Origin of the sequence: Intestinibacter sp., from assembly GCF_051866655.1 — a bacterium.
In the GTDB taxonomy this organism is placed as follows: domain Bacteria; phylum Bacillota; class Clostridia; order Peptostreptococcales; family Peptostreptococcaceae; genus Intestinibacter.
The window spans coordinates 1-6,456 of the sequence record NZ_JBJDXL010000117.1; the positions used below are offsets into that span (position 1 = coordinate 1).

Here is a 6,456-nt window from a genome sequence, read left to right on the forward strand (position 1 = left end):
TGTTGTTTTTTTAATTCAACTGTATCTCCTATATTAAGATTTAACGGCATATTAAATCCTCCCCCTTTTAACAGATTTGTTCTACTTGTTTTTTTCCTGTTTCTAATTTTACAATTTTATAAATACCTTTATATTCAATTTGATTTTCATCCATAATTTTCTTTACATTATCTATATTTCCTATTGAAAATTTTATAGATATTCCACAACTTTGTGTTATCTCTCTAGGTGTTGGTAAAACAGCATAATCCATCTCATTTTTTTCAAATGTTTTATCACACTTTATAGCTTGATGTGTTGAATTAAATGATACTATATACATTTCACTCATAATATTAGTTGCTAAAATTCTATAATTTTAACAAACTCCTTTCCTTAATTAATTTTCATAATCATATTATCATATATTTTTTTATTTTTCACTTATAATCTATTCTCAAGAATAAAAACTAGACCCTAATAGAGTCTAGCTTTCTATTTTTCTATATTATTTCTAATTTTTTAAATATAGATACACCTTTTTGATAACATTCTAATTCTTTTTCTTTTGATACTCCTGAATATAACTGTCCTAATTCTATATATAAATTACCTAATATCTTATCATCATCTAATTTAGATACTATTTCTATACATTTTATAAGATATTCTATAGATATATCAGTTTCTCCTTTATATTTATATATATCACAGTAGTATTTTAAAGCTCTAAATTCATTATATTTGCTCTTTGTTTTTATTGCAGCAGCTAGCGCTAATTTAGAATACTTCTTAGCTAATTCAAATTCATTTGAATCTATATAAGATTTTATAATATTAAACAAACTATCCATCATATATTCATCAGAATCATTTTTCTTTATATCATATACCTTTTCTGAATACTCTAAGAATTTTTCATTATCGCCCATCTCACCATATATACTTCCAACTGTTAAATATACTTGAGCTAATTTATCTTTATTCTCTTCTTTTTCTATTATTTTCAAAGCTTTTGCAAAATATTCCTTTGATTCTATATATCTAGCTTCAGCTAATAAATTTTTAGCTTTCAATACCAACATTTCAACTTCTTGTGTCGGTGAATATTCATTATCTATACTTCCTATTTTTTCTATAAATTCTAGTGCTTTTTCAGTATCATCCATTTTTATATAACATTTAGATATTTTACTGTATAATTCCTTGTATGTATCCGGTTCATCTACATTAATTTCATCTAGTATTTCTTTTGCAAAATAGTAATTTGTTAAAGCAACTTGATAAAATTTATCTTCAAAATATATATTAGCTATATTCATATAACATTGGAATATTCTTTTTTTATCATCATTTTTTATAAAATGGAATAATGCCTTTTCAAAATAAAAATTCGCTTTTCTACTATTTTTTCTCTTTAAATAAATATTTCCCAATAAATAATTGCATTTTCCATAATTTTCAGAAAGATCATACTTCTCGCAGATTTCAATGATTTCTTCAATCTCTTTTTCTGCTTCATCTAGGGCATCTCTTTTTATATATATTTCACTCTGTAAAATTAAATTGTCCGTAATTTTTTTAGATTGCATCTCTTTAGTTTCAAGAAGATAATCTATACTGACATCTAATCTCTCAGCTAAGTACTCTAAAAGCTCATAGCTCGTGTGCGACTTATCTCTTTCTATATGACTTATCTGCGCTGCTGTTATCCTATCCCCCGCTAGCTCCTTTAACGTCATATTTTTTTCTTTTCTGAGTTTTTTTATTTTTTCCCCTAAACTCAATATATTCATATATCTCACCCACTTTAGCATTATTTATTATTACTAATTATTATAATATAATTATAACTTATACTTACATTAATTACATCATTATCAATTGTATTTTTTCTAAAAATTCTATTTTTTTATATAAATCAATATATATTATATTCTAGCTTATAATATTTAAATAAACTATGGATGCTTTTTTATTATAGTTTAATATATTTTTTTCTTCATGCTAAACACATGTAACATATATTGACATAATTCTTCTTTGTCAAAATATTATTCCTCTAGAAGTCTTTCTATTATATCATTTAAATCATCATCTGTATAATATTCTATTTCTATTTTTCCTTTTTTCTTTCCTGAAGAAATATTTACCTTAGTTCCTAGACTATTTGTAAGTCTTTCTTCTATATCTTTTATAAATATATCTTTTTCTTTAGGTTTAGTTTTTTTCTTTTTATCTTCTAGTATATTTTTTACTATTTCTTCTATCTTTCTAACCGATAAATTTTCTTTTATTATTCTCTGTGCTAATTCAATCTGTTTCTTTTCGTCACTAATCCTTAGTAACGCTTTACCGTGCCCCGGTGAGATCTTTTCTAATTCAATATACTTAATTACTTCCTTAGATAAATTCAATAATCTCATAGTATTAGTTATATATGGTCTGCTTTTTCCCACAAGTAAAGCAAGCTCTTCTTGTGTAGAGTTATATTTTTCTATTAAATTTTTATATGCTATTCCTTCTTCTATTATGTTTAAATTTTCTCTTTGTAGGTTTTCGACTAAAGCAATTTCCATTACCTCTTTAGTCGGTATATCTTTTATAACAGCTGGAATTTCTTCTATTTTAGCCATTTTACATGCTCTATATCTTCTTTCTCCTGCTATAATCATATATTTACCATTTTCGTCTGGTTTTAGGACTATAGGTTGAAGTACACCGTGTTTTTTTATAGATTCGCATAATGCGATAATTTTATCTTGATCAAAATTTTTTCTAGGTTGAGTATTATTGGGATATATATCTGATATCTTTATATTTAAAATTTGTTTTTCATTTTCTATCTGTTCTGGTAATAACGAATTTAATCCTTTTTTAGCCATCATCATTCCTCCCTCTTTTTTAAAAAAAAATTACTGCTGTGCAGTAATTCTATTTCTTAGGGATCTTCACAACTACTTCCATGTAATCTCCCTTATCTATTTCATTATATTTTGCTTCAATTCCTGTATTTATTATTGCATCATATGCTTGCTTTAATGTATTAAGATATATTCTTATACTCATAGAACATTTTATATTTTGTTTTTTCTCTGGATTATTTTCTAGCTCTATACTTTCTAAAATATCCTTTATAAGCTTCTCAGTTTTTTTAACTGTAAGTTCATTTTTAACAATTTTTGATATAACATCCTTCATTAATTCTTCATTCGGTAATTTAAGCAACGCTCTAGCATGTCTTTCTGTAAGCCCATTTTCAATTAGAGATTCCTTTATAGCTGTAGGCAGCTTTAATATTCTCAATTTATTAGCAATTGTAGATTGATTTTTGCCTAATTTTTGAGCTAATTGTTGTTGTGTAAAATTATGTTCTTTTATTAAATTTTCATACCCCAAAGCCTCTTCTATAAAGTTCAAATCTTCTCTCTGTAAATTTTCTAATAGCGCTAATACAGCCGAAGTTTCATCAGACATATCGTATAATATAGCAGGTATAGTCTTTAAATTAGCCAATTTAGCAGCCCTTAATCGTCTTTCCCCCGCAACTAATTCGAATTTATCATCTTTCTTTCTAACAGTAATAGGCTGTAATACTCCATAACTTTCAATTGAATCTTTTAATTCTTCCAACGATTTTTCAGAAAATACTTTTCTTGGTTGATATGGATTTGGAGCTATCTCTTCAATCGGTATTTCTATAACTATTTTCTCTTCCATAACATACCTCTCTCATTCTATAACTATTTTTTATATACAAACTTATTTCCTTATTATGACTTTTTTTAACACTTTCTATCTCAATTTTTCAACTTACTTTATGATATTATTCTTCATTTTACTATATAATCCTCTATATTTTTAATTATTACAAAAGATTATACTTTATTTTATAGGATTTTTTGAAACTTTCCCAGCTTTTCTAGGATATTTACTTGGAGTATTTTTAACTTTTTTAAATATTAATATATTGTGATTTAAGTCAATTTCTGGCAATTTAACATCTATTTTCTCAATATATTCAACACCTAATACTTCCATAGCTTTTTTAGATTCTTCTAATTCTAAATTAGCGTTAGGCCCCTTTAAGCATACAAAATATCCCCCAACCTTTATAAATGGAACGCAAAATTCCATTAAAACAGGTAATCCTGCAACTGCTCTTGCTGTAGCAATATCAAATTTTTCTCGATAGTCTTCATTTTTTCCGAAGTCTTCAGCTCTTCCATGAATAAACTCTATATCGTCAATAGATAATTTAGATGCTACCTCTTGTAAAAAATTAATCCTTTTATTTAAAGAATCAAGTAATGTCACCTTTAATTCTGGTAGACAAATTCTAAGTGGCATCCCAGGAAATCCAGCTCCTGTGCCTACATCTATCAAAGACATTCCATTTTGGATATATCCTTTTGTAACAGCAGATATAGAATCTAAGAAGTGCTTTATGAACACTTCTTTTTCATCTTCTATACCTGTTAAATTCATCTTTTGATTCCATTCAACTAATAGTTCTTTATATTCTTGAAAATCACTCAATACTTTTTCATTAGCTTCTAACCCAAAATCCTCTATACCTTTTTTTAATATATCTATATTACTCATTACTTCCACCTCTAGTTCTTCTCATTTGTTCAAGGTAAATAAGTAATACAGATATATCAGCAGGTGAAACTCCAGATATTCTAGAAGCTTGACCTATTGATAGAGGTTTTATATTATTAAGCTTTTGTCTAGCTTCTATTCTAAGACCTTCAATAGTAGAGTAATCGATGTCTTCTGATAGTTTTTTGTTTTCTAGCTTTTTAAATTGATCTATTTGTTTTAATTGTTTATCTATATATCCTTCGTACTTAGACATTATCACACATTGCTCTTTTACGTCGTAAGGTACTTCTTCTGAAGCTCCTTTCCCTATTTGTTCAATTAAATCATATGTTACTTCTGGTCTCTTTAAAAATTCATATAAAGATAAACCTACTTTTATTTCTGATGCACCCTTTTCAACTAAATATTGATTTACTTCTTTTGGTGTAACTCTTTCAGTTTTTAATCTCTCTAGTTCTGCTTCTACTAAAGCCTTTTTAGCTAAGAATCTATCATATCTTTCTTGAGTTGCAAGACCTAACTCGTATCCCTTTTCTGTAAGTCTCATATCTGCATTATCTTGTCTTAGATATAATCTGTATTCTGCTCTAGATGTCATCATTCTATAAGGTTCATTAGTTCCCTTAGTTATTAAGTCGTCTATTAAAACTCCTATATAAGCTTCTGATCTATCTAGTATAAAAGGCTCTTTTCCTTGAATTTTTCTAACAGCATTTATACCTGCCATAAGACCTTGTGCTGCTGCTTCTTCGTAGCCTGATGTTCCGTTGAATTGTCCTGCACTAAATAGGTTTTCTGTTACCTTTATTTCAAGAGAAGCCTTTAATTGTGTAGGATTTAAGCAATCGTACTCAATCGCATAAGCTGGTCTCATTATTTTACAATTTTCAAGCCCCTTCATAGTTTTATACATTTGAAGCTGTACTTCATAAGGTAAGCTTGTAGATATACCTTGGATGTACATTTCCTTTGTATCTAGACCTTCTGGCTCTATAAATGTTTGATGAGACTCTTTATCGTTAAATCTCACAACCTTATCTTCTATAGATGGGCAATATCTAGGACCTGTACTGTGAACTCTACCACTGTACATAGCTGATCTATTTATATTGTCCATTATAACCTTGTGTGTTTCTAAATTAGTTCTAGCTAGATAACAAGGTACTTGGTCTATTTTCAATTCTCCACTCATAAATGAGAAAGGTGTGATTTTTTCGTCACCTTCTTGTATAACCATTTCAGAAAAATCTATGCTATCTCTATGAATTCTAGCAGGTGTACCAGTTTTGAATCTTCTCATATCTAATCCTAATTCAACTAATTTATTAGTTAATTGATCTGCATATCCTAGTCCATTAGGTCCTTCATGTAGAGTTACTTCACCTACATAAATTAATGAATTTAAATAAACACCTGTTGCCAATATAACCGCCTTTGAATGATATTTACACCCTAATTTAGTTACAACACCTTTTATTACTTGTCCATCATTTATTAAATCTACGACCTCATCCATAACTATTTCAAGATTTGGTTCATTTTCTAATGTTTTTTTCATTTCTGTATGATATTTAAATTTATCTGCTTGTGCTCTTAGAGAATGTACAGCTGGACCTTTTGCAGTATTTAACATTCTACTTTGTATAAAAGTTTTATCTATGTTAATTCCCATTTCTCCACCTAAAGCATCTATTTCTCTGACTAATTGTCCTTTTCCTGTTCCACCAATTGATGGATTACAAGGCATCATTCCTATTGAATCAAGTGTCAATGTAACCATTAATGTTTTACATCCCATTCTAGCTGTAGCTAAAGCTGCTTCACATCCTGCATGGCCTGCACCGACAACTATTACGTCATAATTTCCTG

6 protein-coding genes are annotated in these 6,456 nt (G+C 27.9%); all 6 read right to left on the minus strand.

All coding sequences use genetic code 11. The annotated features are described in order from the left end of the window. Positions 1-67: 67 nt before the first annotated feature. A complete protein-coding gene (locus ACI3VO_RS03055) occupies positions 68-331 on the minus strand; it encodes a DUF3343 domain-containing protein (RefSeq protein WP_439756507.1) in 264 nt (87 codons plus the stop codon). A gap of 151 nt (positions 332-482) precedes the next feature. Continuing rightward, positions 483-1,775: a helix-turn-helix domain-containing protein gene (locus ACI3VO_RS03060; RefSeq protein ID WP_439756508.1), complete on the minus strand. Its 1,293-nt coding sequence runs from the start codon at positions 1,773-1,775 to the stop codon at positions 483-485. Positions 1,776-2,033: 258 nt separating this feature from the next. Further along, positions 2,034-2,864, minus strand: a complete 831-nt coding sequence (locus tag ACI3VO_RS03065; protein WP_439756509.1) for a ParB/RepB/Spo0J family partition protein — start codon at positions 2,862-2,864, stop codon at positions 2,034-2,036. Positions 2,865-2,913: 49 nt separating this feature from the next. After that, positions 2,914-3,699 carry a nucleoid occlusion protein gene (gene noc / locus ACI3VO_RS03070; RefSeq protein WP_290687174.1) on the minus strand — a complete coding sequence of 262 codons (786 nt, stop codon included), beginning with the start codon at positions 3,697-3,699 and terminating at the stop codon, positions 2,914-2,916. Between the two features lie 165 nt (positions 3,700-3,864). Continuing rightward, positions 3,865-4,584, minus strand: a complete 720-nt coding sequence (rsmG, locus tag ACI3VO_RS03075) for a 16S rRNA (guanine(527)-N(7))-methyltransferase RsmG (protein ID WP_439756510.1) — start codon at positions 4,582-4,584, stop codon at positions 3,865-3,867. Then, positions 4,577-6,456, minus strand: a 1,880-nt coding sequence (mnmG, locus tag ACI3VO_RS03080; protein ID WP_439756511.1) for a tRNA uridine-5-carboxymethylaminomethyl(34) synthesis enzyme MnmG, incomplete at its 5' end; no start/stop codon positions are given. The genes mnmG and rsmG, both read right to left, overlap by 8 nt.

Excerpts from the sequence above, each read along its gene's own strand:
- noc (WP_290687174.1), bottom strand. The coding sequence starts at position 3,699 with ATGGAAGAGAAAATAGTTATAGAAATACCGATTGAAGAGATAGCTCCA.
- rsmG (WP_439756510.1), bottom strand. The coding sequence starts at position 4,584 with ATGAGTAATATAGATATATTAAAAAAAGGTATAGAGGATTTTGGGTTA.
- ACI3VO_RS03065 (WP_439756509.1), bottom strand. The coding sequence starts at position 2,864 with ATGGCTAAAAAAGGATTAAATTCGTTATTACCAGAACAGATAGAAAAT.
- ACI3VO_RS03055 (WP_439756507.1), bottom strand. The coding sequence starts at position 331 with ATGAGTGAAATGTATATAGTATCATTTAATTCAACACATCAAGCTATA.
- ACI3VO_RS03060 (WP_439756508.1), bottom strand. The coding sequence starts at position 1,775 with ATGAATATATTGAGTTTAGGGGAAAAAATAAAAAAACTCAGAAAAGAA.